Genomic DNA, 26,738 nt, shown 5'->3' with positions numbered 1-26,738 from the left:
GGGACCCGGCCCGTCACACGCCGTTCACGCGGGGACGGGGGGTGATCAGGGGCTCTCGAAAGCCTGGTAATGTTTCCTCTGTCGCCGCGAGGGAAACCCCGCGCGACAGACACCTTGTCCGGGTGGCGGAATGGCAGACGCGCTAGCTTGAGGTGCTAGTGCCCTTTATCGGGCGTGGGGGTTCAAGTCCCCCCTCGGACACCACAGCAGGATCCCAGAACGGTGCTGACTCTGATCGAGTCGGCACCGTTTTTTGCGGAGTACGCGCCCGTGACCATGGCAGGACTCCGGAATCAGAGCCTCCGCAGTCCGTCGAGGGCCTCCTCGCATGGCTGACGTGCTGGTCGGCGGCTAGCGTCGGACTACAGTTTCCAGCTTGTTCGGCGCTGGACCGGAACATCCCCAGGCATCCCTGCGGGCCCACCAGCGCTCCCGATCGCTCCGGGAACGACACGTGAGGACTCGATGGCTGCCCTCCAGCAAGGCCCCGCACTCGCGCTGTCCGACGACGAGGTGCGGGCGGAGTTCGGTGACCGGGCACGCTTCTCCGCCGGCTCCCCCGCCTCGCCTCGGACCCTTGTGGACATTCTCGACGCCTCCGTCCGGGCGTACCCCGACGAGCCCGCCCTCGACGACGGCCGGCGCTGCCTCACCTACCGTGCGCTCGCCGTCGAGATCGAGGCCCTGCGGCGGCGGCTCGCGGCCGCCGGAGTCGGCCTCGGCGACCGGGTCGGCGTCCGTGTCCCGTCCGGGACCAACGATCTGTACATCGCGGTCCTGGCCGTTCTGGCCGCCGGCGCCGCCTACGTACCGGTGGACGCCGAGGACCCCGACGAGCGCGCCGAACTGGTCTTCGGGGAGGCAGAGGTGCGGGCGGTCGTCGGGGCCGGGCACCACCTGACCGTCGACGGGACGGCCGGGGTCCCCGCCGCGCGGCCCGGTACCGGGCACGACGCCTGGATCATCTTCACCTCCGGCTCCACCGGCAGGCCCAAGGGGGTCGCCGTCAGTCACCGCAGCGCCGCCGCCTTCGTGGACGCCGAGGCCGACCTCTTCCTCACCGAGGAGCCGATCGGCCCCGGTGACCGGGTCATGGCCGGGCTGTCCGTCGCCTTCGACGCCTCCTGCGAGGAGATGTGGCTGGCCTGGCGGTACGGGGCCTGTCTGGTGCCCGTGCCGCGCTCGCAGGTCCGCGGTGGCGCCGACCTCGGGCCCTGGCTAGTCGAGCAGGAGATCACCGTCGTCTCCACCGTGCCCACACTGGCCGCCCTCTGGGAGCCCGAGGCCCTGAGCGACGTACGGCTGCTGATCTTCGGCGGTGAGGCCTGCCCGCCCGAGCTGGCGGAGCGGCTGGTCACCGAGGGGCGCGAGGTCTGGAACACCTATGGCCCGACCGAGGCGACCGTCGTGGCCTGTGCCTCTCTCCTGACCGGGAACGAGCCCATCCGGATCGGGCTGCCCCTGGGCGGCTGGGAGCTGGCCGTCGTCGACGAGGCCGGGGAGCCGGTGCCGATGGGCGGCAGCGGGCAGCTGGTGATCGGCGGCGTGGGCCTCGCGCGCTATCTCGACGCCGAGAAGGACGCGGAGAAGTACGCGCCGCTGGCGTCGCTCGGCTGGGCGCGCGCGTACCGCAGCGGTGACCTCGTCAGGGCCGAGCCCGAGGGGCTGGTCTTCCTCGGGCGGGCCGATGAGCAGATCAAGCTCGGCGGCCGTCGGATCGAGCTGGGCGAGGTGGACGCCGCGCTCCAGGCGCTGCCGGGGGTCGCGGGCGCGGCCGCCGCCGTGCGCACCGCCCGCAGCGGCAACCAGCTTCTCGTCGGCTATGTCGTCACCCAGGACGGCTGGGACCAGGCAGCGGCCGTCGAGAAGCTGCGCGCCGAGCTGCCGGCCGCCCTCGTACCGCTGCTCGCGCCCGTCGCCGACCTGCCGACGCGCACGTCCGGCAAGGTCGACCGCACTGCGCTGCCCTGGCCGCTGGAAGGGGTGGAGGCCCCCACCGCCGAGCTCTACGGCACCGAGGCCTGGCTCGCCGAGCAGTGGACCGAAGTGCTCGGCATCCCGGTCGGCGGCGCCGGTGACGACTTCTTCGCGATCGGCGGCGGCAGCCTGGCCGCAGCCCAGCTCACCACCAGGCTGCGCACCCGCTACCCGGGCGCGGCCGTCCTCGACGTCTACCAGCAGCCGGTGCTGCGCAAGCTGGCCCGCCGGCTGGAGAGGTCCACGCGGGACGACGGAGCGGCCCGCGTGATCGCCCCGGTCCCGCCGCGTGCCAAGGCCCTTCAGCTTCTCCTGCTGATCCCGCTGTTCACGCTGCTCGGGCTGCGCTGGACGGTGGCACTGGCCGCGCTGGGGAACGTACTGCACCGGTTCGGCCCGTATCCGTGGGCGCCGTCCGCCTCCTGGTGGGTGGTGACCGCCGGAGCGGTGCTGTTCTTCAGTCCACCCGGGCGGCTCGCCATCGCGGCGGGCGGGGCCCGGCTGCTGCTGCGGGGGCTCAGGCCGGGCCGGTACCCGCGCGGCGGCAGTGTGCATCTGCGGCTGTGGACGGCGGAGCGGCTGGCCGAGTTCAGCGGGGCGACCTCGCTGACCGGGTCCTGGCTGGAGCGGTACGCGCGGGCCCTGGGCGCCAAGGTCGGCGCGGACGTGGATCTGCACTCGTTGCCGCCGGTGACCGGGATGCTCAAGCTGGGCCGGGGCGCGGCCGTCGAGTCCGAGGTGGATCTGTCGGGCCACTGGCTGGACGGCGACCGCCTCGAGATCGGCCCGGTCAGGGTCGGTGCGCATGCCGTGGTCGGTACGCGCAGCATCCTCTTTCCGGGTGCGCGGGTCGGCAAGCGGGCCGAGGTGGCGCCCGGTTCCGCCGTCGCCGGGCAGATTCCCACCGGTCAGCGCTGGGCGGGGGCGCCGGCGGGCAAGCTCGGCAAGGCGAAGCGCGCGTGGCCCGAGGAGCGGCCGCGGCGTGGCACGTACTGGCGGGCGATGTACGGCGCGGCCGGGTTCGCGCTGAGTGCGCTGCCGGTGCTCGCGGGGCTGGCCGCCCTGCTGGTGGCCGGGGTGTTCGTGGCGCCGGACGCCGGGCTCGGCGCCGCCCTGCGGGGTGCCGCGATCGCCCTGGTGCCGGCGACGCTCGCCTTCGGGTGCGCGTACGCCCTGCTGCTTCTGCTCGCCGTACGTCTGCTCAGCCTGGGGCTGCGCGAGGGCACGCACCCCACGCACAGCCGGACCGGCTGGCAGGCGTGGACGGTCACGCAGCTGATGGACCGCTCGCGCGAGACGCTGTTCCCGCTGTACGCCGGGCTGATCACGCCGGTGTGGCTGCGGTTGCTCGGCATGCGGATCGGGCGGGGCGCCGAGGTGTCCACCGTGCTCGCGCTGCCGAGTCTCACCACGGTCGGCGAGGGCGCGTTCCTCGCCGACGACACCCTGACCGCTCCGTACGAGCTGGGCGGCGGCTGGATGCGGATCGGGCGCGCGCAGATCGGGCGCCGGGCGTTCCTCGGGAACTCCGGGATGACCGCGCCGGGGCGCAGCGTGCCGGACGGTGGGCTGGTCGGGGTGCTGTCGGCGACCCCGAAGAAGGCGAAGAAGGGCAGCTCGTACCTGGGGCTGCCGCCGGTGAAGCTGCCGCGTTCGACGCGGGACGGCGATCAGAGCCGTACCTACGACCCGCCCGCGCGGCTGCTGTGGGGACGGGCGCTCGTGGAGCTGTGCCGGATCGTGCCGGTGTTCTGCTCGGCGGCGCTGGTGGTGCTGACCGTCGCCGCGCTGAGCGCGCTGGGCGGCTGGGCGCCGCTGCTGGCCGGACTCGTGTTCCTGGGCGCCGGCGTGCTCGCCTGCCTGACGTCCGTCGTGGCGAAGTGGCTGCTGGTGGGCCGGCACCGGGCGGGCGAGCACCCGCTGTGGAGCGGTTTCGTGTGGCGCAATGAGCTGGCTGACACCTTCGTCGAGGTCGTCGCGGTGCCGTGGCTGGCGGGATCCGTGCCCGGGACGCCGCTGATGACGGCGTGGCTGCGCGGCCTCGGCGCCCGTATCGGCAAGGGCGCGTGGATCGAGAGTTACTGGCTGCCCGAGACGGACCTGGTGACCCTGGAGGACGCGACCACGGTCAACCGGGGCTGTGTCCTGCAGACCCACCTCTTCCACGACCGGATCTTGCGGACGGATACTGTTGTCCTCCGTGAGGGCGCCACTCTGGGCCCGGGCGGAATCGTCCTTCCCGGCAGCACAGTCGGGGCGCGCAGCACGCTGGGACCCGCGTCGCTCGTCATGGCGGCGGAATCCGTCCCCGACGACACCCGCTGGCTGGGCAACCCGATCGAGGCGTGGCGTCCCCGGGCGTGACCGAGGTGACTCGCTCCGGGCCGAAGGACGGTGCACCGGCACGACGTACGAGCCCAGCGCAGGGAGCAGACGCAGCAGTGAGCCCTCGGCAGAAGGCGGAAGCCGATCCGTACTTCCCCACGAACGGTGATGCCCGCTACCGGGTGCACCGCTACGAGCTCACGCTGGACTACCGTCCCGGCCCGAACCGGCTCGCCGGCACCGCGCGGCTCAACGCCATAGCGGGCCGGGCTCCGCTCGCCGAGTTCCAGCTGAACCTGGCCGACTTCCGGATCGGCCGGGTCCGGGTCGACGGCAAGGCGCCGCACTACACGCACCGCGGCGGCCGGCTGCGCATCCGTCCGCCGAAGCCGGTCCGGGCCGGCGCGGCGTTCACCGTGGAGGTGCACTGGTCGGGCAATCCCCAGCCGGTCAACAGCGCCTGGGGCGGTCTCGGCTGGGAGGAGCTGGAGGACGGTGCGCTGGTGGCGAGCCAGCCGGTGGGCGCGCCGTCCTGGTACCCGTGCAACGACCGCCCCGCCGACAAGGCCGCGTACCAGCTCTCGGTCACGACGCCGTCGGCGTACTCGGTGGTGGCGGGCGGGCGCCTGCTCACTCGTACGACGAAGGCGTCCACGACCACCTGGGTGTACGAGCAGCCGGCGCCGACGTCCAGCTATCTGGTCGGGCTGTCGATCGGCAAGTACCAGACGGTGCTGCTCGGCGATCCGGGGCTGGGCGGTGTCCCGCAGACGGGGCACATCCCGGCTCATCTGCTGACCGAGTTCTCCCGGGACTTCGCGCGCCAGCCCGCGATGACGGAGCTGTTCGAGGAGCTCTTCGGGCCGTATCCGTTCGGCGAGTACGCGGTGGTCGTGACGGAGGAGGAGCTGGATGTCCCCGTCGAGGCACAGGGGTTGTCGTTGTTCGGCGCCAACCACGTGGACGGGAAGCGGGGTTCGGAGCGGCTTGTCGCGCACGAGCTGGCGCACCAGTGGTTCGGCAACAGCGTGACCATCGCCGACTGGCGGCACATCTGGCTCAACGAGGGGTTCGCGAAGTATGCCGAGTGGCTGTGGTCGGAGCGCTCCGGCGGCCGTACGGCACAGCAACTCGCCACGCTCGCGCACCGGAAGCTGTCCTCGCTGCCGCAGGATCTGCGGCTGGCCGATCCGGGCCGCAAGCTGATGTTCGACGACCGGCTCTACGAGCGCGGCGGTCTCGTGCTGCACGCGGTGCGCTGTGCGCTGGGCGACGAGGCGTTCTTCCGGATGCTGCGCGGGTGGGCGGGTGTGCACCGGGGCGGGGTGGTGACCACCGCCGCGTTCACCACGCATGCCGCGCGCTTCTCCGCCCAGCCGCTGGACGAGCTGTTCACCGCGTGGCTGGAGGAGACCGCCCTGCCGTCGCTGCCCGTCCTCGCCGCGCCGGTACCGGCGCGTCCGCCGTATCCGCCGCACATTACGGGGTCCGCATGAGCAAGTCCCGTCGTACGCGTTCCACTTCGCGCCCCACGTCGCGCCCGCAGCCGGCTTCGTGTCCGTGCGGGCTTCCCGAGGTGTACGAGGCGTGCTGCGGGCGGTTCCACTCCGGTGCCGCCGACGCACCCACCGCCGCGTTGCTGATGCGGTCGCGGTACTGCGCCTTCGTGCGGCGGGACGAGGCGTATCTGCTGCGGACCTGGCATCCGCGGACGCGGCCCGCCGAGGTCGACTTCGACCCGCGGATGCGGTGGACCGGCCTGGAGATCCTGGGGACGACGGAGGGGTCCGCGTTCCACTCGGCCGGGACGGTCACGTTCCGGGCGTCCTACCGGGGCGGTGCGCTCCAGGAGCGGAGCCGGTTCGAGCGGATCGGCGGGGCGTGGGTGTACGTCGACGGGGAGTTCTTCGAGTAACCGCCGGGTGGCTACGGCGCCAGGATGTCCAGTTCCTGGAGGGCGCCGACCGTGATCTCACGGGTGAGCTGCTCGGCGCGGAGGGCGTCGCCCTCGCGTACCGCCTCCGCCACCTGGACGTGGAGCGTGACGGCGGCCGGGTCGGGGTCCTCGAACATGACCTCGTGGTGGGTGCGGCCCGCCAGGACCTCCGCGACGACGTCACCCAGGCGGGCGAACATCTCGTTGCCCGACGCGTTGAGGATCACCCGGTGGAAGGCCACGTCGTGGACCAGATAGGCCTCCAGCTGATGGCCGCGGGACGTGGCGACCATGCCCAGCGCGCACTCGGTGAGGTCCGCGCACTGATCGGCGGTGGCGTGCCGTGCGGCCAGGCCCGCGGCGGCCGGTTCGACCGCCGAACGCAGCACGGTCAGCGAGCGCAGCTGGTGCGGGCGGTCGGCGCCGGCCAGTCGCCAGCGGATGACCTGGGGGTCGTACACGTTCCACTCGGCCTTGGGACGGACCGTCACGCCGACGCGGCGGCGGGACTCCACCAGGTGCATCGACTCCAGTACGCGGACCGCCTCGCGCATCACGGAGCGTGAGACCTCGAAGCGCTGGGCGAGCTCGTCCGTGCGCAGCACGCTTCCCGGTGGGTAGGTGCCCGCGGCGATGGCGGGCCCGAGGGTCTCCAGTACATGGCCGTGCAGCCCCCGGCCCGGTGTGGTCATGCACTCAGAGTACGAGGTGGATCACTGGCACAAAAAGTCAGACTTATTTGTCACAGACTCTTGAATTCGTCGTACCTAATCGGTTTCAGTGTGGTCGACATCAGATGTCGACGAAGACAGCGAGAGCAGTGATGGAACAGGTGCACACCCCCCACGTAGTCGTGGTGATGGGCGTCGCGGGGACGGGCAAGACCACGATCGGTCCGCTGCTCGCCGCCCGGCTCGGCGTTCCCTACGCCGAGGGTGACGACTTCCACCCCCCGGCCAACATCGCCAAGATGTCGGCCGGAGTGCCGCTGGACGACGTGGACCGCCTGCCCTGGCTGGACGCGATCGGCGCCTGGGCGCACAGCCGGGCGGGGCTCGGCGGAGTGGTCAGCAGCTCCGCGCTGAAGCGGTCGTACCGCGACCGGCTGCGGGCCGCGGCGCCCGGCGTCGTCTTCGTGCATCTCACCGGCGACCGCGAGCTGATCGAGGACCGGATGTCGCACCGGCAGGGGCACTTCATGCCGACGGCGCTGCTGGACTCGCAGTTCGCCACGCTTCAGCCGCTGGCGGCGGACGAGGCCGGGGTCGCCGTGGATGTCACCGGCGGTCCCGAGGAGATCAGCGAGCGGGCCGTGACGGCGCTGCGGGCCCTCGAACCGGCCTCTCAGCCGGCGAAGTAAGCCCCCGGCGCTTCCGCTCGGTACTTCCGCTCAGTACTTACTCTCCGCAGTTCCTCTCATCCCCCTCTTCTCCCCACTCTTCACACACAAGGGACCCACCCGTGACCAGACTCAGCGTCGAGAAGCTGGCAGCGGACACCGTCGAACCGATCACCTCGGCGGGCCACGCTCAACTCGGCATCGCGGTACTGGCGGGCATCGCCGTCATCGTGCTGCTCATCACCAAGTTCAAGCTTCACGCGTTCCTCGCCCTGACCATCGGTTCGCTCGCGCTCGGCGCGTTCGCCGGGGCGCCGCTCGACAAGACCATCGTCAGCTTCACGGCCGGGCTCGGCTCGACCGTCGCCGGTGTGGGCGTCCTGATCGCGCTGGGCGCCATCCTCGGCAAGCTGCTCGCCGACTCCGGCGGCGCCGACCAGATCGTCGACACGATCCTCGCGAAGGCGGGCGGGCGGGCCATGCCGTGGGCGATGGTGCTGATCGCCTCCGTGATCGGCCTGCCGCTGTTCTTCGAGGTGGGCATCGTGCTGCTCATCCCGGTCGTGCTGATGGTCGCCAAGCGCGGCAACTACTCGCTGATGCGGATCGGCATCCCGGCGCTCGCGGGCCTGTCCGTGATGCACGGGCTGATCCCGCCGCACCCCGGCCCGCTGGTCGCGATCGACGCGGTCAAGGCGAACCTCGGCCTCACGCTGGCGCTCGGTGTCCTCGTCGCCATCCCGACGGTGATCATCGCGGGCCCGGTGTTCTCGAAATACGCAGCCCGCTGGGTGGACGTTCCGGCTCCCGACCGCATGATCCCCACCCGCGCTTCCGAGGACCTGGACAAGCGCCCCGGCTTCGGCGCCACCCTCGCCACCATGCTGCTGCCGGTCGTGCTGATGCTGGCAAAGGCCCTGGTCGACATCATCGTCGACGACCCCACGCACCAGGTGCAGCGCGTCTTCGACGTCATCGGCGCACCGCTGATCGCGCTGCTCGCGGCCGTGATCGTCGGTATGTTCACGCTGGGCCGCGCGGCCGGCTTCACCAAGGAGCGCCTCTCGACGACCGTCGAGAAGTCCCTCGCCCCGATCGCGGGCATCCTGCTGATCGTCGGCGCGGGCGGTGGCTTCAAGCAGACGCTGATCGACTCCGGTGTGGGCCAGATGATCCTGGAGATCTCCAAGGACTGGTCGATCCCGGCGCTGCTGCTGGCCTGGCTGATCGCGGTGGCGATCCGGCTCGCGACCGGTTCGGCGACGGTCGCGACCATCTCCGCGGCCGGTCTCGTCGCGCCCCTCGCGGCCGACATGTCGACCGCGCACACCTCGCTCCTCGTGCTGGCGATCGGGGCGGGCTCGCTCTTCTTCAGCCATGTGAACGATGCCGGGTTCTGGCTGGTCAAGGAGTACTTCGGTCTGAGCGTCGGCCAGACGGTCAAGACCTGGTCGATCATGGAGACCATCATCTCGGTGGTCGCCGGCGGACTGGTCCTGCTGCTGTCCCTCGTGATCTAGGAGTACGGGAATGAGCCATCCGCTCTTCGACATCGCCGGCCGTACGGCCCTGGTCACCGGCTCCAGCCGCGGCATCGGGCGCGCGCTCGCCCGCGGCCTCCTGGAGGCGGGCTGCACGGTCGTCCTGAACGGACGGGACGGCGACCGGCTCACCGCGGCGGCCGCCGAACTGCCGGGCGACGTCCGTACGGCCGCGTTCGACGTGACCGACGGTCCGTCGGTGGCCGCCGGCATCGCGGAGGTCGAGGAGCGGGTGGGTCCGCTCGACATCCTGGTCAACAACGCGGGCATACAACTGCGCGCCCCGCTCCTGGAGTTCACGGACTCCGACTGGCACCGGATCCTGAACACCAATCTGACGAGCGCGTTCCTGGTGGGCCGCGAGGCGGCCCGCCGTATGACGGAACGCGGCCACGGCAAGATCGTCAACATCTGTTCCCTCCAGAGCGAGGTCGTCCGCCCCGGCATCGCCCCGTACGCGGCGACCAAGGGCGCGCTGAAGATGCTCACCAAGGGCATGTGCGCGGACTGGGGCCCGTACGGGGTGCAGGTCAACGGGCTCGGCCCCGGCTACATAGAGACCGAGTTGACCCGCCCGCTCGTCGAGGACGAGGAGTTCAGCGCGTGGGTGCGGCACCGCACCCCGGCCGGGCGCTGGGGACGTACGGAGGACCTGGTCGGCGGGGTGCTCTTCCTCGCCTCTCCCGCGGCGGACTTCGTCAGCGGGCAGGTGCTGTACGTCGACGGCGGCATGACGAGTGTGCTCTAGAGAGGCCGGACGATGCTCGGTTGTGTGATCCACGGTCGGGGCGACCTGCGGGTCGACGAACTGCCCGAGCCGGCCGCCGGACCGGGGCAGGCGCTGGTCGCCGTCCGTTACGGCGGCGTATGCGGCTCCGACCTGCACTACTGGCGGCACGGCGGAGTCGGGGACTTCCGGCTGCGGGAGCCGATGGTGCTCGGGCACGAGGTGGTGGGGACGGTCCTCTCGTACGGGCCCGGGGCCGCCGGTCCCGCGCCGGGTACGGCCGTGGCCGTGCACCCGGCGACGCCGTGCGGGGTGTGTCCGGAGTGCGCGGACGGCCGGGCGAACGTGTGCCGGGACACCCGCTATCTGGGCAGCGCGGCCCGTATGCCGCACGTCCAGGGCGGGTTCGCCGCGCGGGTCGTGGTACCCGCCGCGCAGGTGAGGGCGCTGCCGGAGGGGCTGGATCTGCGGCGGGCCGCGCTCGCGGAGCCGCTGTCGGTGGCGTTGCACGCGGTACGGCGGGCGGGGCCGGTGGCCGGCCGGCCGGTGCTCGTGACGGGGGCCGGGCCGATCGGGTGCCTGGTGGTGGCCGCGGCGAAGGCCGCCGGAGCGGGGCGGGTGACGGTGACGGATCTGCTGCCGCGGGCGCTGTCGTACGCCGCCGGGGTGGGCGCGGACGACGTCGTACGCGCCGACGATCCGGCCGACGCCGGGTGGCCGGACTCGGTCGACGTGGCCGTCGAGGCGTCCGGGGTTGCCGCGGGTCTTGACACCTGCCTGCGCCTGGTGCGGCGTGGTGGGGTGGTCGTCCAGCTGGGCATGCTGCCGCCCGGACAGACGCCGTTCGCCGGGAACCTGGTGGTCAGCCGGGAGATCGAACTGCGGGGAGCGTTCCGCTTCGCCGACGAGTTCGACGAGGCGCTGACCCTGCTGGCGCGTGAGCCGGCGTTCGACTCCCTGATCAGCGCGGTGGTTCCGCTCGAGGAGGCGGAGTCGGCGTTCGCGCTGGCCGCGGACCGCGGTGAGGCGTGCAAGGTGCTGCTGGACTTCGGGGTCTGAGGGGCCGGGACCGGGTCCCCGCCGCCGGCGCGCGGCGGGTTCGGCGCCGCCGGGTACGGCCAGCGTGGCGGTACCCGCCGTGGAGTACCTGTCGCGGCGATACCCGCCGTGGGCGGTACCCGCCGTGGCGATACCTGTCGCGGCGATACCCCTCGCGGCAGTACCCGCCGTGGCAGTACCTGTCGCGGCGATACCTGTCGCGGCGGGACCCCTCGCGGCGGGACGTTCCGCGCGTTCTTCGGCGGTGCGGCCACGAACAGGACGCCGCAGCGTCACCCCCGCCGGTCCCCGCCCGGAGGGCCTTCGCGCCACAGGGGGTGTTCCTGGCTGGCCCACTCCCGGCTCACCGAGCCCGTGCGCAGGCCGCGGCGGGCCTCCGGGTCGGCCAGGGCCATGCCGATGTGGCCCGCGAGGACGACGCCGATCGTCAGGGCCAGCCAGTCGTGGACGAACGTCGCCGACGTGCGCCACATCAGCGGCGTGAGGTGGGTGAACCACATCAGCAGCCCCGTGCCCACCATCACCAGGGACGCTCCCGCGATCCACGCCGCATACGTCTTCTGGCCCGCATTGAACTTCGCCGCCGGACGGGACGAGGGCCGGGCGTCGCGGCGCAGGACCGCCCGCAGCCAGACCCGGTCGTGCGGGCCCCAGCGGTTGAGGTGACCCAGGTCCGACCGGAACGCGCGCGACGCCAGCCCCGCGAGCACCGGGGCCGGCAGCAGCAGCCCCGCCCACTCGTGGACCCGTACGACCAGGTCCCGGCGCCCCACCAGTTCCGCGAAAACGGGGATGTACAGGCAGGCGGCCGTCACCACGCACACGCCCATCAGCGCGGCCGTCACCCGGTGCACCCAGCGCTCCGCGCGCGTGAAGCGCCGTACCCGTGAGGACACGGCGGGGGCGGGGGCGTCAGCTCGTAGGGTCATCGTCCCGCCCGTTCGACTTGCCCACCCAGGCGTCCACGTCGTATCCCCGGTCCTCCCAGTACCCGGGACGGACGTCCTCGGTGACGGTGATGCCGGAGAGCCACTTGGCGGACTTGTAGAAGTACATGGGGGCGACGTACAGGCGGACGGGGCCGCCGTGGTTGTGGCCCAGGGGCTTGTCCTGCATGCGCAGGGCGACCAGGACGTCCGCGCGGCGGGCCTGCGCGAGCGTCAGGCTCTCGGTGTACGCCCCGTCGAAGCAGGTGAAGCGGACCGCCCTGGCGGAGGAGCGGACGCCCGCCGCGTCCAGCAGCCGGGACAGACGTACGCCCTCGAACGGCGTCCCCGGCACCCGCCAGCCGGTGACGCACTGGACGTCGCGCACGAGCCGGGTCTGCGGCAGGGCCCGCAGATCGGCCAGGGTGAACGACGTCGGGTGGTCGACCAGGCCGTCGATCGTGAGGCGGTAGTTCGCCTCCCCCTTGTGCGGGACCGACGACGTCACCGAGTAGTAGCGAAAGCCCCCGCCGTTGGGCAGCAGACCGGTCAGGCCCGTCGGGTCCTTCTCGGCCGCTCCGGCGAGGACGGACTCCATTCCTCGCTGGAGCACGGGCGCGGCGACGACACCGAGCGCGCCGAGGCCGAGGGTGCCGAGGAGGACCCGGCGCCCGATCGGGGTGCCCCGCCCCTCGGGCTCCGGTGCCTCCCGCTTCTCGGGCTCCGGTGCTTCCCGCTCTTCGGGATGTTCAGGGTTCACACCATGATTCGAGCACCCGCCACCCCCTTGAGGCCAGGGCAGACGGGTGCTCGTCAGAATTCCGTAACCACTTCTCACCGGGATTTCAGGGATCGCCGGGTGCGCGGGAAGCGGGATCGCGGCGCGGGGGCGCGGTTCAGGTCGCCGACTCCGCCGCCTTGTCCAGCTGGAACGCCTCGTTGTCCAGCCCGATACGGGCATGCGCCTGGGGCTTACGGGAGCGCAGGACCAGTCCCTGCGCCAGGCCGAGGACCAGGGCCACCCCGATGATCGCCGGGAGCACCCAGCCGAGCGCGGAGTCCGGTCCCGTTCCGACCAGTACGCCGAAGTCCTTGACCGTGTAGCCCACGATCACGAGCAGCGCGGCCCCCGACACCGCGGACGTGGCCAGCCGCCAGGCCTGTGCGCGGGCGGCGCCGCGGCGGGCGAAGAAGACGATCACGGACAGGGAGGCCGCCACCATCAGCAGGGTGACGCCGAGCGCCCCGACGCTGCCGAACCAGGTGAACAGGTGCAGCACGGGCGCGGTCGGGTCGCCGGCCGGCTTGTCGTCGGCCATCGCGAAGGCGATGACGATCACCGCCGACACGGCCGTCTGAAGGAGCGAGCCCGTACCGGGGGCGCCGCTCGCGCCCGTCGTACGGCCGAAGGCGGCGGGCAGGAGTCCCTCGCGGCCCATCGCGAAGGCGTACCGCGCGACCACGTTGTGGAAGCTGAGCATCGCCGCGAACATGCCGGTCACGAAGAGCACGTGCAGTACGTCGGTGAAGGTGCCGCCGAGCCGGGACTCCGTCAGCTGGAAGAGCAGGCCCGCGCTCTGTTTCTGGGCGGCGGCCACGATGGTGGAGGGACCGGCGGCGACCGTGAACGCCCAGCAGCTGACCGCGAAGAAGACGGCGACGAAGCCGATCGCGAGGAACATCACGCGCGGCACGAGGACGTCCGGGCGGCTGGTCTCCTCGGCGTAGACGGGGGCCTGTTCGAAGCCGAGGAAGGCGGCGACGCAGAAGCAGAGCGCGGTGCCGACGCCCGCACCGGTGAGGGTGTCCGGGTTGAAGGCGTGCAGCGACAGGCCTTCCTTGGCGGGGTCGGCGACCGCCGCGATGTCGAACACGACGACGAGGACGACCTCGATGAGCAGCAGCACGCCGAGCACGCGCGCGTTGACGTCGATCTTCAGCAGGCCGAGCGCGCCGACGGCGAGGACGGCCGCCAGCGCCGGGATCCACCAGGCGACCTGGAGTTCGAGGTAGGTGGCGCACAGACCCGAGACCTCGAAGCCGAAGATGCCGTAGATGGCGAACTGGAGCGCGCTGTAGGCGACGAGTGCGACCGCCGCGGCACCCGCGCCCGCCGTGCCGCCGAGGCCGCGCGAGATGTAGGCGTAGAAGGCGCCCGCGTTGTGGACGTGGCGGCTCATCTCCGCGTACCCCAGGGAGAAGAGGGCCAGCACCGCGCCGAGGACGACGAAGAGCAGGGGCTGGCCGACGATGCCCATGACCCCGAATGTAGTGGGCATGACACCCGCGACCACCATGAGAGGGGCGGTCGCGGCGAGCACGGACAGCAACAGGCCCGCCGTGCCGAGCCGGTCGGCGCGCAGAGCGCGTTCCTGTCCCTTGAAGGTGCTGATGTCGTCCGCGACGGCGGACCTGTTCGCTGGTCTGCTCTCACTCGTGCTCGAACTGCCCGTCGTCATGGCGGGGTTGTCCTCTCCACTGGTGTCTCGGCCGATGTCTCGGCTGATGTCTCGGCTGGGGTGCGAGGTGATGTCTCGGGGGCCGGCGGTCGGGGGCCGACGGCCGGCGGCCGTTCAGGGGGCGCCGAGCGCGCTGGCGCGTGCGGCGCTGAAGGCTTGGTACGGGTCGCGGTCCGGGTACGACCACGGCGCCGGGGTGGCGTGTTCTCCGATGCGGTGGAACAGGGCGGCGGCCTCGGCGCCACGGCCCTCGCAGAACTTGGCGTGGGCCAGGAAGTTGAGGTCGACGAAGCGGCGCGGATGGTCGTCGCGCTCCCACTCCAGCCACCAGTCGAAGGCGGCCTTCATCACCTGGCGGGCCCGCCGCCCCACCCAGTGCCCGGAGGCGACCGGGTCGGCGGGCTCGGCACCGGCGGCGGCGAGGACGCGGTAGCGCTCGGCGTGCGCGACGACCGGGAGGATCGCGAGCGGCGAGTCGGCGGGGGCCTGTTCGGCGGCCCAGTTGGCGAAGTCGTAGACCTCGTGCAGCGGGTCCCGTCCGGCGTCCGCGCGGCGTTCGGCGAGCCGGGCGACGATGAGCTGGTGGGCGTGGTGGTGGTCGGGGCAGCGGTGGCGGACCTCGTCGAAGAGGCGGACCACGTCCTCGTCGGTGCCGAGTGAGCGCTCCAGTATCAGCAGGCCGAGCCACGGTGTGGGGTCGTCGGGGGCGAGGGCGGCCGCGGCGTGGCAGGCCTCGCGTGCCGTCTGCGGGCGCTCCTTGCCGTTCAGGGCGCGGTGGACGGTGGCGCAGGCGAGCAGTACGGCGGCGCAGGGGGACTCGGGTTCGGCGAGCTGCCATTCGCGCGCCCAGGGAAGGGCGGCGGACTCCTGCGCCAGGACGGTGACGCGGTGTCCCCGACGGTCCCAGTCGTCGCGGGTCGCGGCGAGCAGCGCGCGCACGGGGGCCCATCGCCCCTGGGTCAACGAGGCGCGGGAGGCGACGAGTTCGGCGTCGTCGAGCGCCGCGTCGAAGGCATGGGCCGCACGCTTGCGACCACGGCCGAGTGGGGGTGGGGGTGGGGGCACCGCGGGGGTTCCTCACAGGGCGCGGTTTGTCAGTAACTGATCACGGACAGCAAACCCTCAGCCAACGCTTCCAGTCAAGGGCACCCAGGGGCCTACACGTGTCAACGTGCCTTTGGTGCAGGCGACTTGACGGGTGCGGGGCACTGTGCTGCGGACGGCAGTCGGGCGGTAGACGGTCGCCGTGCGCCGAGAGCGCTTGGCATACGGCCACCGTCAGTACACCGTGCGTCTGGCGGCGTCCGGCGCTCCTTTCGGACACCGGGCCGCCACACGCCGCGAGCGCGGGGCGCACGCCACCGGACACCGGACACCGGCCACCGCCTGAGTTCCGCGTGCCGTCGGTCGCGGGCAGGCGGGCGCGGCGGTCGCGGGCAGGCGGGCGCGGGAGGTGCTGCCGAAGCCCCTCGGACCCGGCCCACGACCCAGGTCCGGCCCGCCTCAGTCCACCGCCCGCACCCTGGCCCGCGTCTCAGCCCACGGCCTGTGCCGCCGCCCGGCCCACCGTGCGGCCCGAGAACAGCCAGCCGCCCAGGAACGTGCCCTCCAGAGACCGGTAGCCGTGGACGCCGCCGCCGCCGAACCCGGCGGCCTCGCCGGCCGCGTACACGCCCTCCAGCGGGGCGCCGCCCTCGGTCAGCACCCGCGACGAGAGGTCCGTCTCCAGGCCGCCGAGCGTCTTGCGGGTGAGGATGTTGAGGCGCACGGCGATCAGCGGACCCGCCTTGGGGTCGAGGATGCGGTGCGGGGCGGCCGTGCGGATCAGCTTGTCGCCGAGGAACCTGCGGGCCCCGCGCATCGCCGTCACCTGGAGGTCCTTGGTGAAGGGGTTCGCTATCTCCCGGTCGCGCGCGACGATCTCACGGCGCAGCGCGGCCTCGTCGATGAGCGGTTCCTTGGTCAGCGCGTTCATGCCGCGCACCAGCGCGCCCAGGTCCTTCTCCACGACGAAGTCCACACCGTGGTCCATGAACGCCTTCACCGGCCCCGGCACCTCGGCCCGCGCCCGCCCGATCACGTCCTTGATCGACTTGCCCGTCAGATCGGGGTTCTGCTCGGACCCCGAGAGGGCGAACTCCTTGCCGATGATCTTCTGGTCGAGCACGAACCACGTGTAGTCGTACCCGGTCTTCATGATGTGTTCGAGCGTGCCGAGCGTGTCGAAGCCGGGGAAGAGCGGCACGGGCAGCCGGTTGCCGCGGGCGTCGAACCACAGGGAGGACGGGCCGGGCAGGACGCGGATGCCGTGGTTGTGCCAGATCGGGTTCCAGTTCTGGATGCCCTCGGTGTAGTGCCACATGCGGTCGCGGTTGATCAGACGCGCACCCGCCCCCTCCGCGATGGCGAGCATCCTGCCGTCGACGTGCGCGGGCACACCCGAGATCATCTTCTCCGGGGCCCTGCCCAGCCGCTCCGGCCAGTTCGCGCGGACGAGGTCGTGGTTGCCGCCGATGCCGCCCGAGGTGACGATCACCGCCTGGGCCGTGAGCTCGAAGGCTCCGGTGACCTCGCGGCTGCTGGCCCGGCCCCGCTGGATGTCCGACGCCTCCAGCACCTCACCCGTGACGGTGTCCACGGCGCCCGCGCTGCGCGACAGACCGGTGACCCGGTGGCGGAACCTCAGCTCGACCAGTCCCCGCGCGACCCCCGCCCGCACCCGCCGCACGAACGGCTCGATCAGCCCGGGTCCGGTCCCCCAGGTGATGTGGAAGCGCGGCACCGAGTTGCCGTGTCCGTTGGCGTCGTAGCCGCCGCGCTCCGCCCAGCCGACCACCGGGAAGAAGCGCACCCCCTGCCGGTGCAGCCAGGCCCGCTTCTCACCGGCCGCGAAGTCGACGTACGCCTCGGCCCACTTGCGCGGCCAGTGGTCCTCGGGACGGTCGAAACCGGCCGTTCCCATCCAGTCCTGGAGGGCGAGCGCGTGGCTGTCCTTGATCCGCAGACGGCGCTGCTCGGGCGAGTCGACGAAGAAGAGCCCGCCGAACGACCAGAAGGCCTGGCCGCCCATCGACTGCTCCGGCTCCTGGTCGAGAAGGATCACCTTGCGGCCCGCGTCCACCAGCTCCGCGGTCGCCGCGAGCCCTGCCAGGCCGGCGCCGATCACGATGACGTCTGCGTCGTGGGCCATTCGCCCGTCCTCTCGACATGACCGAGCAGCCACGACCGCGAGCCGGTCCGGCATGACCACCAGTCGGTACGTTGTTACTGATCGGTCAGATCCTTCGGTACAAGAGTGAGCGAGTCAACTGCCGGGTTGTGGGTACTCTCACGGCAACTCACAGCGGGGAGCGCTACAGTCGGCGCATCCCGTGGCCCCGCTGAGTTTCGAGGTACGCAGCGTGTCGGTACTGGTTCTGGTTCTCGCCGTGAGCGCGGCCTTCTGCCTGGGCATCGGGTTCGTGCTCCAGCAGAACGCGGCCCAGCATGCTCCGCTGAGCGACTTCCTCTCGCCCAGACTGCTCCTGGACCTGATGCATGTGCGGCGCTGGCTCGGCGGCATCGGGTTCATGGTGGTCGGCATGGTGCTCGGTGCGGTCGCCCTGGCCCATGGCGAGCTGTCGCTGGTCGAGCCGCTGCTCGCCACGAACCTGCTCTTCGCGCTGGGCCTCTCCCGCCGGCAGACCAAGCAGCCGCTGGGACGCCAGGGCTGGGCGGGGCTCGCGCTGCTCGCGGGCGGCGTCACGGCGTTCATCGTCGCCGGCCAGCCGACCGGCGGCGACGCGGTCACGAATCCCCTACGGCACTGGGTGATCATCGGCGTGATGGTCGGGTTCGCGCTGCTGCTGACGACCTACGCGAAGCAGTCGCGGCTGAGCGCCGCCCCCGTGCTCCTGTCGCTCGCGGCGGGCCTGCTGTACGGCGTGCAGGACGCGCTCACCCGGGTCAGCGGGCAGCGGTTCAGCGAGGGCGGCTGGCCGGAGCTGGTCACCGGCTGGCAGCCGTACGCGGTGCTGGCCCTCGGTGTGACCGGGCTGGTGCTGGTGCAGAGCGCGTTCGAGACGGCGCCGCTGCGGATGTCCCTGCCGGCCCTCACCGCGGCCCAGCCGCTGGCCGGAATCGTCTGCGGGGTGGGCTTCCTCGGCGACCAGCTGCGCACGGACACCGGGGCGCTCGCCTGGGAGGCGGCGGGGCTCGCGGCGGTCGTGCTGGGCATCGTCCTCCTCGGACTGCACCCGGCGATGCCGCGGGGCTCCGCGGAGGCGGAGCGGCAGCGGGATCTCCAGCCGCATTGAGGAGCCGGGCCCCCGAGGACCCGGGCCCGGCCCTGCTTGGATGGGCCCATGAGCGAACCCGTGAGCGAAGCCGTGACCGAAGCAGCCGTGAGCGGAGCGACGAGCGGACCGACGGGTGGCCCCGTCGACCCCGCCGATGAACTCCTCGACATCGTGGACGAGAACGACAGGGTCGTCGGGCAGTCGGCGCGCGGGGAGGCGTACGCGCGGGGGCTGCGCCACCGGTGCGTGTTCATCCTGGCCCGGGACGGCGAGGGGCGGATCTTCGTCCACCGCCGGACGCCCACCAAGCTGGTCTTCCCCTCCTTGTACGACATGTTCGTCGGCGGAGTCGTCGGCGCGGGCGAGACGTACGACGACGCGGCCCTGCGCGAGGCCGAGGAGGAACTCGGCGTCTGCGGTCTGCCCCGCCCGGCCCCCCTCTTCAAGTTCCTGTACGACAACGGCGCCGGCCAGACCTGGTGGTCGTCGGTCTACGAGGTCCGCTGCGACCTCCCGGTCAGCCCCCAGGTGGAGGAGGTCGCCTGGCACGACTTCCTGCCCCAGGACGAGGTGGAGCGCCGGCTGGCCGACTGGGAGTGGGTCCCGGACGGGCTCGCGGCGTACGAGCGGCTCAAGGCGCATCGCGCCACGGGCTGACGTCGTCGGGCGAGCGCGTCCGGCCAGGTGGGGGCGGGCCCGGACGGACGACCGCCGTGCCGGACGTGGCGGCGCGGTCATACCGTAGGGTCCAGCGCGTGATCGAATTCGCACGGAACGTCCGGCTGTGGTTCGCGCCCCAGGAGGTACGAAAGGTCGGCGGCACGCCCGACTACCGGTTCTCGCTGGCCAACGAGCGCACCTTCCTGGCGTGGCTGCGCACCGCACTGGCACTGATCGGCGGAGGATTCGCCGTCGACCAGTTCCTGCCGGATCTGAGGTGGGGCTGGCGCGTCGGACTGGCCCTCGCGCTGCTCGCCGCCGGTGTGCTGTGCTCGCTGCGCGCCGTCAACCACTGGGTGCGGTGCGAGCAGGCGATGCGGCGGGGCGAGGACCTTCCGGTGTCCCGCTTCCCCGCGCTGCTGAGCATCGCCGTGGCCGTCGTCGCGATCGCGATGGTCCTCGTCGTACTCGTCGGCTGGGAAGGATGACCGCGCCCGCCCAGGAGCGCGACCCGGGGCTGCAACCCGAGCGCACTCGGCTCGCGTGGCGGCGTACGACCCTGTCGGGCACCGTGGCCGCCGTACTCGCCGTGAAGACGACGCTGCACAGTGGCACGGCGGCGGGACTGATCGTCTGCGCGCTGTGCTGCGCGCTCTGGGTCGGCTTCCTCGCCGTCGCCCACCACCGCATCCGCGACCTGTCGACGGCCGGAGCGCACCGCCCGCCCGCGCTCGCCCCACGGCACGCGGCCGCGGCGGCCTTCTGCACGGTCGCCCTGGCCCTGTGCGCGGCGGCGCTGGTGCTCTAGGCGCGCCGGCCGCCCGCCCCGCACAAGCACCGCGCGCGCCGGAACAACCCCGAATGCGAAGAGTACGGTGATCCGAGCACAGCCTGCGCTCCCCGGACGATCTCCGGACGGCCCGCCGGATTCCCATCCGACGCCGCCGACTGACAGGCTCTGACACATCAGTCGACGACATCCAGGGGGTCTGATGACCGCAGCGGAGCCTTACACGGTCGAGCTCGCCGCCGACGTGCACGCCTATGTGCAGCCGGACGGCGGCTGGTGCCTGAACAACGCCGGGTTCGTGAGCGACGGCACGACCACCCTGCTCGTGGACACGGCGGCCACCGAGCGGCGGACCCGGGCCCTGAGCGCGGCGATCGCCGCCGCGGGCGTCCCCGCTCCGCGCTTCGTCGTCAACACGCACCATCACGGCGACCACACCTACGGCAACAGCCACTTCGCGCCCACCGCGACGATCGTCTCGCACGCCGAATGCCGCCGGGAGACACTGGCCAACGGGCGGCAGCTGCATCTGCTCTGGCCGGAGAACGACTTCGGGGACATCCGGATCCAGGCCGCCGACCTGACGTACACCGGCCACACGACGGTCCATGTCGGCGCGGTGGACGCCGAGGTGATCCACCCCGGGGTGGCGCACACCGTGAGCGACTCGGTGGTGTGGTTGCCGCACCGGCGGGTGCTGTTCACCGGCGACCTGGTCTTCGAGGGCGGTACGCCGTTCATTCTGATGGGCTCGCTCAGTGGCTCGCTGCGGGCCCTGGACGTGCTGCGCCAGCTGGGCGCCGAGACGGTCGTACCGGGACACGGCCCGGTCACCGACCCGTCGGCGTTCGACCGTACGGAGCGCTATCTGCGCTTCGTCGCCGACATCGCGCACAAGAGCCACGCGGCGGGCCGCACTCCCCTGGAGGCGGCCCGGGAGACGGACCTCGGGGAGTTCGCAGCGCTGCCGGAGAGCGAGCGGTTCGTGGCCAATCTGCATCGCGCGTACGCCGAGCTGGACGGGGCGCCGGAAGGCGCACCGCTGGACGTGCCCGCCGCCGTCCGCGACATCGCGGCCATGAACGGCGGACGGATGGTCGCCTGCCACGCGTGAAGCGGCGACCGGCGACCGGCGACCGGCGACCGGCGACCGGGGCAGCGATGACACGGCGGGACCGGCGTGCGGCGGCGCCGTGCGGCCGTGGCGCCGATCACGTTTGCTCCGGGCACTGGACGACATACCGACCGGTCGGCATCATGTGTCAGGTCCCGTTACCGCGCACGGAGGAGCAATGATGAGCCCAGACCACCCGCCAGGACTCGATCTCGACCGGCTGCGCGGCCTGCTCGACGCCGAGCGGCCCGGCCTGGTGACCGGCCCGCTGACCGGCCGGCTGATCGAGGGCGGACGGTCGAATCTCACGTACGTGGTCACGGACGGCACCGGGAAGTGGGTCGTACGGCGGCCGCCGCTGGGCCATGTGCTCGCCACCGCGCACGACATGAAGCGCGAGCACCGGGTGATCAGCGCGCTGCACCCGACGGCCGTGCCGGTGCCGCGCCCGGTGCTGCTGTGCGAGGACGACTCGGTGCTGGGCTCGCCCTTCTACGTGATGGACTTCGTGGAGGGCACCCCGTACCGCACCGCCGAACAGCTCGCCCCGCTCGGCCCGGAGCGGACCCGGGGCGCGCTGCTCGGCCTGGTCGACACGCTGGTCGAGCTGCACGCGGTGGACCCCGCCGAGGTGGGCCTCGTGGACTTCGGGCGCCCCGAGGGCTTCCTGGACCGGCAGCTGCGCCGCTGGGGCAAGCAACTGGACGCCTCCCGCAACCGGGAACTGGCCGGCATCGACGAGCTGCACGCCGCACTCGGCCGCGAGCTGCCCCACTCCCCCGCGCCCACGGTCGTACACGGTGACTACCGGCTCGACAACGTGCTGCTCGGCGCGGACGACCGGATCACCGCCATCCTCGACTGGGAGATGTCCACGCTCGGCGACCCGCTGACCGACCTGGGCCTGGTGGCGATGTACAGCGTGCCGCTGGCGCTGCCGGACTCGCCCATCAGCACCACCGCCGCGGCCGCCGGACACCCGGACCCGGCCGAGCTGATCGAGCGGTACGCCGCGCGCTCGGGGCGCGACGTGTCCGCCGTCTCCTGGTACACGGCGTTCGCCTGGTTCAAACTCGCCGTGATCCTCGAGGGCATCCACTACCGCTACACGCTCGGCCAGACGGTCGGCGGCGGCTTCGACCGCATCGGTGAACTGGTCCCCGTCTTCATCGAGCACGGCCTGACCACTCTTCAGGAAGGCTGAACCGCCATGGACTTCGCGTTCGACGCGCGCACCGAGGAACTGCGCCAGAAGCTCCTCGCCTTCATGGACGAGCACGTCTATCCGGCGGAGGCCGTCGCCCACGAGCAGCGCGAGCGGCTCGCCTCGCCGTGGGACACGCCCGTGATCGTCGAGGAGCTGAAGGCCGAGGCCCGCCGCCAGGGCCTGTGGAACCTCTTCCTGCCGGACTCCGAGTACGGCGCCGGACTCACCAACCTCCAGTACGCGCCGCTCGCCGAGATCACCGGCCGCTCCCCGCAGCTGGCGCCGACCGCGCTGAACTGCGCGGCGCCGGACACCGGCAACATGGAGGTGCTTGCGCAGTTCGGCGACGAGCGCCAGCGCAAGCAGTGGCTGGAGCCGCTGCTCGCCGGTGAGATCCGTTCGGCGTTCGCGATGACCGAGCCCGAGGTGGCCTCCTCCGACGCCACCAACATCACCACGCTGATCGAGCGCGCCTCCGACGGCACGGACGAGTACGTCATCACCGGCCGCAAGTGGTACATCTCCGGGGCGATGAACCCGGACTGCAAGATCTTCATCGTGATGGGCAAGACGGACCCGGGCGGCGCGGACATCCGGCGTCAGCAGTCCATGATCCTGGTCCCCCGCGACACCCCGGGTGTCCAGGTCAAGCGGGCGATGCAGGTGTACGGCTACGAGGACCACTCCCACGGCGGCCACGCCGAGGTGATCTTCGACCACGCGCGCGTGCCGGTGTCGAACCTGATCGGCGAGGAGGGCGGCGGCTTCGCCATCGCCCAGGCCCGGCTGGGTCCGGGCCGCATCCACCACTGCATGCGGCTGATCGGCATGGCGGAGCGGGCGATCGAGCTGATGTGCAGGCGGGCCGTCTCCCGCACGGCCTTCGGCAAGCCGCTGGCCCAGCAGGGCGTGGTGCACAACTGGATCGCCGACGCCCGCGTGGCCGTCGAACAGCTGCGGCTGCTGGTGCTGAAGACGGCCTGGATGATGGACACGGTCGGCAACAAGGGGGCCCACGCCGAGATCCAGGCCATCAAGATCGCCACGCCCCGTACGGTTGTCGACATCATCGACAAGGCGGTCCAGCTGCACGGCGCGGGCGGCGTCAGCCAGGACTTCCCGCTGGCCGAACTCTGGGCGAGCGCCCGCACGCTGAAGCTCGCGGACGGCCCCGACGAGGTGCACCAGCGCTCGCTGGCGCGGCGGGAGCTGAAGAAGTACGTCTGAGCCGAGCCACGGGCGAAGTACCTGTGAGCCATGGGTAAGGGGCGGTCGCCATGGCGACCGCCCCTTACCCATGCGCCGGAGGAGAACTACGGCCGCAGCGCCCGCAGCAGCAGGTCCGCCAGTTGGTCGGCGACCTGCTGCGGGGTGAGCGGGCCGCCCGGGCGGTACCAGGTCGACAGGTGGTGCACGGAGCCGAAGTGGTAGTCGACCACCAGGTCGGCGGGCGTCCTGGTGGAGAAGACGCCCTCCTTCTGGCCCTCCTCGATCAGCGCGCGGAAGCGCTCGTGGTAGCGGCGCCGCTCCGCGCGTACCTGCTTGTTCTTCTCGGGGCTCAGATGGTGCATGGAGCGGAAGAAGATCATCGCGTCGTCGAGGTTGTCGATGGTGGTGACGACCACGTCGGCCGCCGCCGCCCGCAGCCGCTCCTCGATCGGCGCGTCGGCGTCCGCGAACGCGTCGAGACGCTCCTGCTGGACGCGCAGCACTCGCGCGTACACCTCGTGCAGGAGGTCGTCCTTGGAGCCGAAGTAGTGGTACAGGGCGCCCTTGGTGACGCCCGCCGCCTCGACGATCTCCTGGACCGACGTGCGGTCGTAGCCACGGTCGGCGAAGAGCCGGGTGGCGGCGGCGAGGAGCCGCTGCGGGACGGGCGTGCCGTCACCGTCCGTCGTCCTGGGCACTGCCGCCACCTGCCTTCCGAGTGTTGTCTACTGGGTTTCGCCGGACCGGGAACGCAGTTCCCGACGGAGGATCTTCCCACTCGCCGTCTTCGGCAGGTCGGGCAGGATCTCCACCTGACGCGGATACTTGTAGGCGGCCAGTCTCTCCTTGCAGTACGCGGCGAACGCAGCCGGGTCCTCGTCGGCCCCCGGACGCAGGCTGATGTACGCCTTGACGGTCTCCCCGCGGTACCCGTCCGGCACCCCGACGACGGCCGCCTCGCGCACCGCCGGATGCGTGTACAGGACGTCCTCGACCTCGCGCGGCCACACCTTGAAGCCGGACGCGTTGATCATGTCCTTCTTGCGGTCGACGACGTAGAGCCAGCCCTGGGGGTCCATGAAGCCGATGTCGCCGGTGCGCAGCTCGCCTTCGGGGAAGGTCTCGGCGGTGGCCTCGGGGAGGCGCCAGTAGCCGGGCACGACCTGCGGGCCGCGGACGAGGATCTCGCCCTGCTCCCCGAAGGGCACCTCCTCGCCCTGGTCGTCGACGATGCGTACGACGGTGTCGGGACCGGGTGCGCCGACGGCCAGCGTCCCCGAGACCGGGTCCACGGGGGCTTCCAGGCCGGGCGGTACGGAGGCGCAGGGCGCGGTGCACTCGGTGAGCCCGTAGCCGTTGTGGATGTAAGGGCCGAAGCCGGCGCGGAACTTCTCCACCAGGGCGGGCGGCAGCGGCGCGCCGCCCGAGGAGATCATCCGGAACGAGGAGAAGTGGTCGCGGGTGACGTCCGGGTGCGCGGCCAGCGCCATGAAGGCGGTCGAGGGGCCGACCGTGTAGACCGGCCGGTGCTCGGCGAACGCGTCGAGCACGACCCCGGCCTCGAAGCGGTACGCGAGCACAAGCGTGCCCGCGCTGTTGAGGCATCCGGCGAGCTGGGCGACCATGCCGGTGATGTGGAACAGCGGCGCCATCGCGAAGTAGACGGGCGTCCCGGGCAGGGCGAGCCCGGTGCGCTGCCGCTCGGCGTTGTACATGATGTTGCCGTGGGTGTTGGTGGCGCCCTTGGGAGCACCGCTGGTGCCCGAGGTGTAGCTGATCAGCGCGATGTCGGAGGGGACGGCCGCGCGGTCGGCGGGCGCCTTGTGCCCTCGCCGGGCGACCGCGATCAGGTCGTCGGCGTCCGCAGCCTGCGGAAGGCGCTCGAAGTTCAGCACGCGCGCGTCGTTACGGGTCTGGAGGTCCAGCTCGCAGGCGGTGAGCACGATCCGTACCGGCGTACCGGCGGCCGTCTCCCGCAGGTACGAGTCCCACGCGCGGTCGGAGCACACGAGGGCGGCCACTTCGCCGTCCTTCAGGACATGGGTGACCTCGCCCGACTTGTACATCGGGTTGACGGGCACGACGATCGCGCCCGCCTTCCAGGCGCCGAGCAGGGCGAGCACGAAGTGCGGGGAGTTCTGGAGCAGGATCGCCACCCGGTCGCCGCGCTCCAGACCGCGCGCGGCGAGGTGCCCGGCGACGGAGTCGCTCAGCTCGTCGAGCGCGCGATAGGTGATCCGCCCGTCGAAGTAGGCGAGGGCGGTGCGCTCCGGGGTGTCGGCGGCGGCCCTGCGTACGGCGTGCACCAGGGAGGCGACGGGGGCGACGGGGGCGCCCTGGGCATCGTTGAGCAGGGCGGTCCAGGGCTTCGCCGCGTAGGGGGATCCGGTCATCGGGCCGCCTCCCACTTCTGCTGGATGTGGTTCATGTTCGCCAGCCAGCGGTCGGGCGTGGTGGCCCGCGCCTGGTAGTACTCGGCGACCTCGGGGTGCGGCAGGATCAGGAAGCGGTCCTCCTCGATCCCCTTGAACAGGGCGTCGGCGACGTCGTCGGGCTCGATCGCGGTCGGCGCGAGCACCAGGTCGCCCGCGCTGCCGGACGCGGTCAGCATGTCGGTCCGCACGCCCTGCGGACAGATCGCGTGGACCTGCACGCCCCGGTGCCGGTACGTCAGCGAGAGCCACTCGGCGAAGGCGTACGCGCCGTGCTTGGTGACGCTGTAGGGCGCCGCGCCGATCATGGTGAGCAGGCCGGCGGCCGAGACGGTGGAGACGAAACGGCCGCTGCCGCGCTCCAGCCAGCCGGGGAGCAGTTCCTGGGCCGCCCGGACGTGCGCCATCACGTTCACGTCCCAGGCGAGCGCCCAGACCTTCTCGTCGGCGGCTTCGGTGCCGCCGGAGGCGAGGCCCGCGTTGGCGCAGTACACGTCGACCGTGCCGCCGAGGGCGTCCCGTGCCTCGGCCACGATCGCGGAGGCGTCGCCCGGGACCGCGATGCCGCCGATCTCGTCGGCCACGGCCTTCGCCCGAACGGCGTCCAGGTCGTTGACGACGACCCTGGCCCCCTCGGCGGCGAAGCGGCGGGCCAGTGCGGCACCGATGCCGCCTCCCGCTCCGGTGACGACCACTCCGGCATCCTGCACGGCTTCCACCATCGGTCTCCTTCGACGCGACGCGCATGGTTCTGCGGCAG

General features: G+C 72.1%; 23 protein-coding genes and 1 tRNA gene. 15 read left to right on the top strand and 9 right to left on the bottom strand.

Going from position 1 to position 26,738, the window contains the following annotated elements; all coding sequences use genetic code 11:
* Nucleotides 1-116 precede the first annotated feature (116 nt).
* From GTY58_RS34435 to GTY58_RS34420, 4 genes are all read left to right on the top strand, one after another.
* A tRNA-Leu gene (locus GTY58_RS34435) sits at nucleotides 117-204 on the top strand.
* 261 nt (nucleotides 205-465) lie between these two features.
* Complete coding sequence (locus tag GTY58_RS34430) at nucleotides 466-4,341, top strand: Pls/PosA family non-ribosomal peptide synthetase (protein WP_010988034.1); 3,876 nt, start codon at nucleotides 466-468, stop codon at nucleotides 4,339-4,341.
* Nucleotides 4,342-4,418: 77 nt separating this feature from the next.
* Nucleotides 4,419-5,798 (top strand): M1 family metallopeptidase, encoded by a 1,380-nt coding sequence (locus GTY58_RS34425; RefSeq protein ID WP_037646421.1) that lies wholly within the window; start codon nucleotides 4,419-4,421, stop codon nucleotides 5,796-5,798.
* Nucleotides 5,795-6,217: a YchJ family metal-binding protein gene (locus tag GTY58_RS34420; RefSeq protein WP_010988032.1), complete on the top strand. Its 423-nt coding sequence runs from the start codon at nucleotides 5,795-5,797 to the stop codon at nucleotides 6,215-6,217. Before GTY58_RS34425 ends, GTY58_RS34420 begins: the two co-directional genes overlap by 4 nt.
* 11 nt (nucleotides 6,218-6,228) lie before the next feature.
* Here the strand turns inward: GTY58_RS34420 and GTY58_RS34415 are convergent, their stop codons facing one another.
* Nucleotides 6,229-6,930 carry an FCD domain-containing protein gene (locus GTY58_RS34415; RefSeq protein ID WP_010988031.1) on the bottom strand — a complete coding sequence of 234 codons (702 nt, stop codon included), beginning with the start codon at nucleotides 6,928-6,930 and terminating at the stop codon, nucleotides 6,229-6,231.
* Nucleotides 6,931-7,061: 131 nt separating this feature from the next.
* On the opposite strand from GTY58_RS34415, the gene GTY58_RS34410 reads away from it, so the two are divergent.
* The 4 genes from GTY58_RS34410 to GTY58_RS34395 all read left to right on the top strand — a co-directional run bounded on the left by GTY58_RS34410 (nucleotide 7,062) and on the right by GTY58_RS34395 (nucleotide 10,904).
* Nucleotides 7,062-7,598, top strand: coding sequence for a gluconokinase (locus GTY58_RS34410; protein ID WP_010988030.1), 537 nt, complete (start codon nucleotides 7,062-7,064; stop codon nucleotides 7,596-7,598).
* Between the two features lie 101 nt (nucleotides 7,599-7,699).
* Nucleotides 7,700-9,097, top strand: a complete 1,398-nt coding sequence (locus tag GTY58_RS34405; RefSeq protein ID WP_010988029.1) for a gluconate:H+ symporter — start codon at nucleotides 7,700-7,702, stop codon at nucleotides 9,095-9,097.
* Nucleotides 9,098-9,107: 10 nt separating this feature from the next.
* Complete coding sequence (locus GTY58_RS34400) at nucleotides 9,108-9,866, top strand: SDR family oxidoreductase (protein ID WP_010988028.1); 759 nt, start codon at nucleotides 9,108-9,110, stop codon at nucleotides 9,864-9,866.
* 12 nt (nucleotides 9,867-9,878) lie between these two features.
* Complete coding sequence (locus tag GTY58_RS34395; RefSeq protein WP_010988027.1) at nucleotides 9,879-10,904, top strand: L-idonate 5-dehydrogenase; 1,026 nt, start codon at nucleotides 9,879-9,881, stop codon at nucleotides 10,902-10,904.
* A 272-nt stretch (nucleotides 10,905-11,176) separates the two neighbouring features.
* On the opposite strand, the gene GTY58_RS34390 is transcribed toward GTY58_RS34395, so the two are convergent.
* The 5 genes from GTY58_RS34390 to GTY58_RS34370 form a co-directional block, all read right to left on the bottom strand.
* Nucleotides 11,177-11,833 (bottom strand): cytochrome b/b6 domain-containing protein, encoded by a 657-nt coding sequence (locus GTY58_RS34390; RefSeq protein ID WP_010988026.1) that lies wholly within the window; start codon nucleotides 11,831-11,833, stop codon nucleotides 11,177-11,179.
* Complete coding sequence (locus GTY58_RS34385) at nucleotides 11,817-12,590, bottom strand: molybdopterin-dependent oxidoreductase (protein ID WP_037646419.1); 774 nt, start codon at nucleotides 12,588-12,590, stop codon at nucleotides 11,817-11,819. The genes GTY58_RS34390 and GTY58_RS34385 overlap by 17 nt, the downstream gene beginning before the upstream one ends.
* 136 nt (nucleotides 12,591-12,726) lie before the next feature.
* Complete coding sequence (locus GTY58_RS34380; RefSeq protein ID WP_010988024.1) at nucleotides 12,727-14,289, bottom strand: APC family permease; 1,563 nt, start codon at nucleotides 14,287-14,289, stop codon at nucleotides 12,727-12,729.
* Between the two features lie 114 nt (nucleotides 14,290-14,403).
* On the bottom strand, nucleotides 14,404-15,354 hold the full coding sequence (locus GTY58_RS34375) for a hypothetical protein (RefSeq protein WP_010988023.1): 951 nt from the start codon (nucleotides 15,352-15,354) through the stop codon (nucleotides 14,404-14,406).
* A 469-nt stretch (nucleotides 15,355-15,823) separates the two neighbouring features.
* Nucleotides 15,824-17,479, bottom strand: coding sequence for an FAD-binding dehydrogenase (locus tag GTY58_RS34370; protein ID WP_010988022.1), 1,656 nt, complete (start codon nucleotides 17,477-17,479; stop codon nucleotides 15,824-15,826).
* 211 nt (nucleotides 17,480-17,690) lie between these two features.
* Between GTY58_RS34370 and GTY58_RS34365 the strand changes: the two genes are divergently transcribed.
* The 7 genes from GTY58_RS34365 (at nucleotide 17,691) to GTY58_RS34335 (ending at nucleotide 23,564) form a co-directional block, all read left to right on the top strand.
* The gene (locus GTY58_RS34365; protein ID WP_037646648.1) at nucleotides 17,691-18,584 is read left to right on the top strand and encodes a DMT family transporter; all 894 of its coding nucleotides are present in this window, start codon (nucleotides 17,691-17,693) and stop codon (nucleotides 18,582-18,584) included.
* A gap of 48 nt (nucleotides 18,585-18,632) precedes the next feature.
* Complete coding sequence (locus GTY58_RS34360) at nucleotides 18,633-19,223, top strand: NUDIX domain-containing protein (RefSeq protein WP_078234564.1); 591 nt, start codon at nucleotides 18,633-18,635, stop codon at nucleotides 19,221-19,223.
* Between the two features lie 98 nt (nucleotides 19,224-19,321).
* Nucleotides 19,322-19,714 carry a DUF202 domain-containing protein gene (locus tag GTY58_RS34355; protein WP_010988019.1) on the top strand — a complete coding sequence of 131 codons (393 nt, stop codon included), beginning with the start codon at nucleotides 19,322-19,324 and terminating at the stop codon, nucleotides 19,712-19,714.
* Nucleotides 19,711-20,034: a DUF202 domain-containing protein gene (locus GTY58_RS34350; RefSeq protein WP_010988018.1), complete on the top strand. Its 324-nt coding sequence runs from the start codon at nucleotides 19,711-19,713 to the stop codon at nucleotides 20,032-20,034. The genes GTY58_RS34355 and GTY58_RS34350 overlap by 4 nt, the downstream gene beginning before the upstream one ends.
* 184 nt (nucleotides 20,035-20,218) lie before the next feature.
* The gene (locus tag GTY58_RS34345; RefSeq protein WP_010988017.1) at nucleotides 20,219-21,130 is read left to right on the top strand and encodes an MBL fold metallo-hydrolase; all 912 of its coding nucleotides are present in this window, start codon (nucleotides 20,219-20,221) and stop codon (nucleotides 21,128-21,130) included.
* A gap of 181 nt (nucleotides 21,131-21,311) precedes the next feature.
* Nucleotides 21,312-22,334, top strand: a complete 1,023-nt coding sequence (locus GTY58_RS34340) for a phosphotransferase family protein (protein WP_010988016.1) — start codon at nucleotides 21,312-21,314, stop codon at nucleotides 22,332-22,334.
* A 6-nt stretch (nucleotides 22,335-22,340) separates the two neighbouring features.
* Nucleotides 22,341-23,564, top strand: a complete 1,224-nt coding sequence (locus GTY58_RS34335; RefSeq protein ID WP_010988015.1) for an acyl-CoA dehydrogenase family protein — start codon at nucleotides 22,341-22,343, stop codon at nucleotides 23,562-23,564.
* 86 nt (nucleotides 23,565-23,650) lie between these two features.
* Here GTY58_RS34335 and GTY58_RS34330 read toward each other — a convergent pair whose 3' ends face one another.
* From GTY58_RS34330 to GTY58_RS34320, 3 genes are read right to left on the bottom strand one after another with little or no spacing between them, the layout of a single operon-like run.
* A complete protein-coding gene (locus tag GTY58_RS34330) occupies nucleotides 23,651-24,244 on the bottom strand; it encodes a TetR/AcrR family transcriptional regulator (RefSeq protein ID WP_037646409.1) in 594 nt (197 codons plus the stop codon).
* Nucleotides 24,245-24,271: 27 nt separating this feature from the next.
* Entirely contained in the window at nucleotides 24,272-25,939 is a 1,668-nt protein-coding gene (locus tag GTY58_RS34325; RefSeq protein WP_010988013.1) for an AMP-binding protein, read from the bottom strand.
* A complete protein-coding gene (locus GTY58_RS34320) occupies nucleotides 25,936-26,700 on the bottom strand; it encodes an SDR family oxidoreductase (protein WP_010988012.1) in 765 nt (254 codons plus the stop codon). Before GTY58_RS34320 ends, GTY58_RS34325 begins: the two co-directional genes overlap by 4 nt.
* Nucleotides 26,701-26,738 lie beyond the last annotated feature (38 nt).

Origin of the sequence: Streptomyces sp. SID5469 (assembly GCF_009862865.1) — a bacterium.
Taxonomy (GTDB): domain Bacteria; phylum Actinomycetota; class Actinomycetes; order Streptomycetales; family Streptomycetaceae; genus Streptomyces; species Streptomyces avermitilis.
The sequence above is the reverse complement of the archived record's forward strand: the minus strand, read 5'-3'. Positions and strand labels throughout refer to the sequence as shown.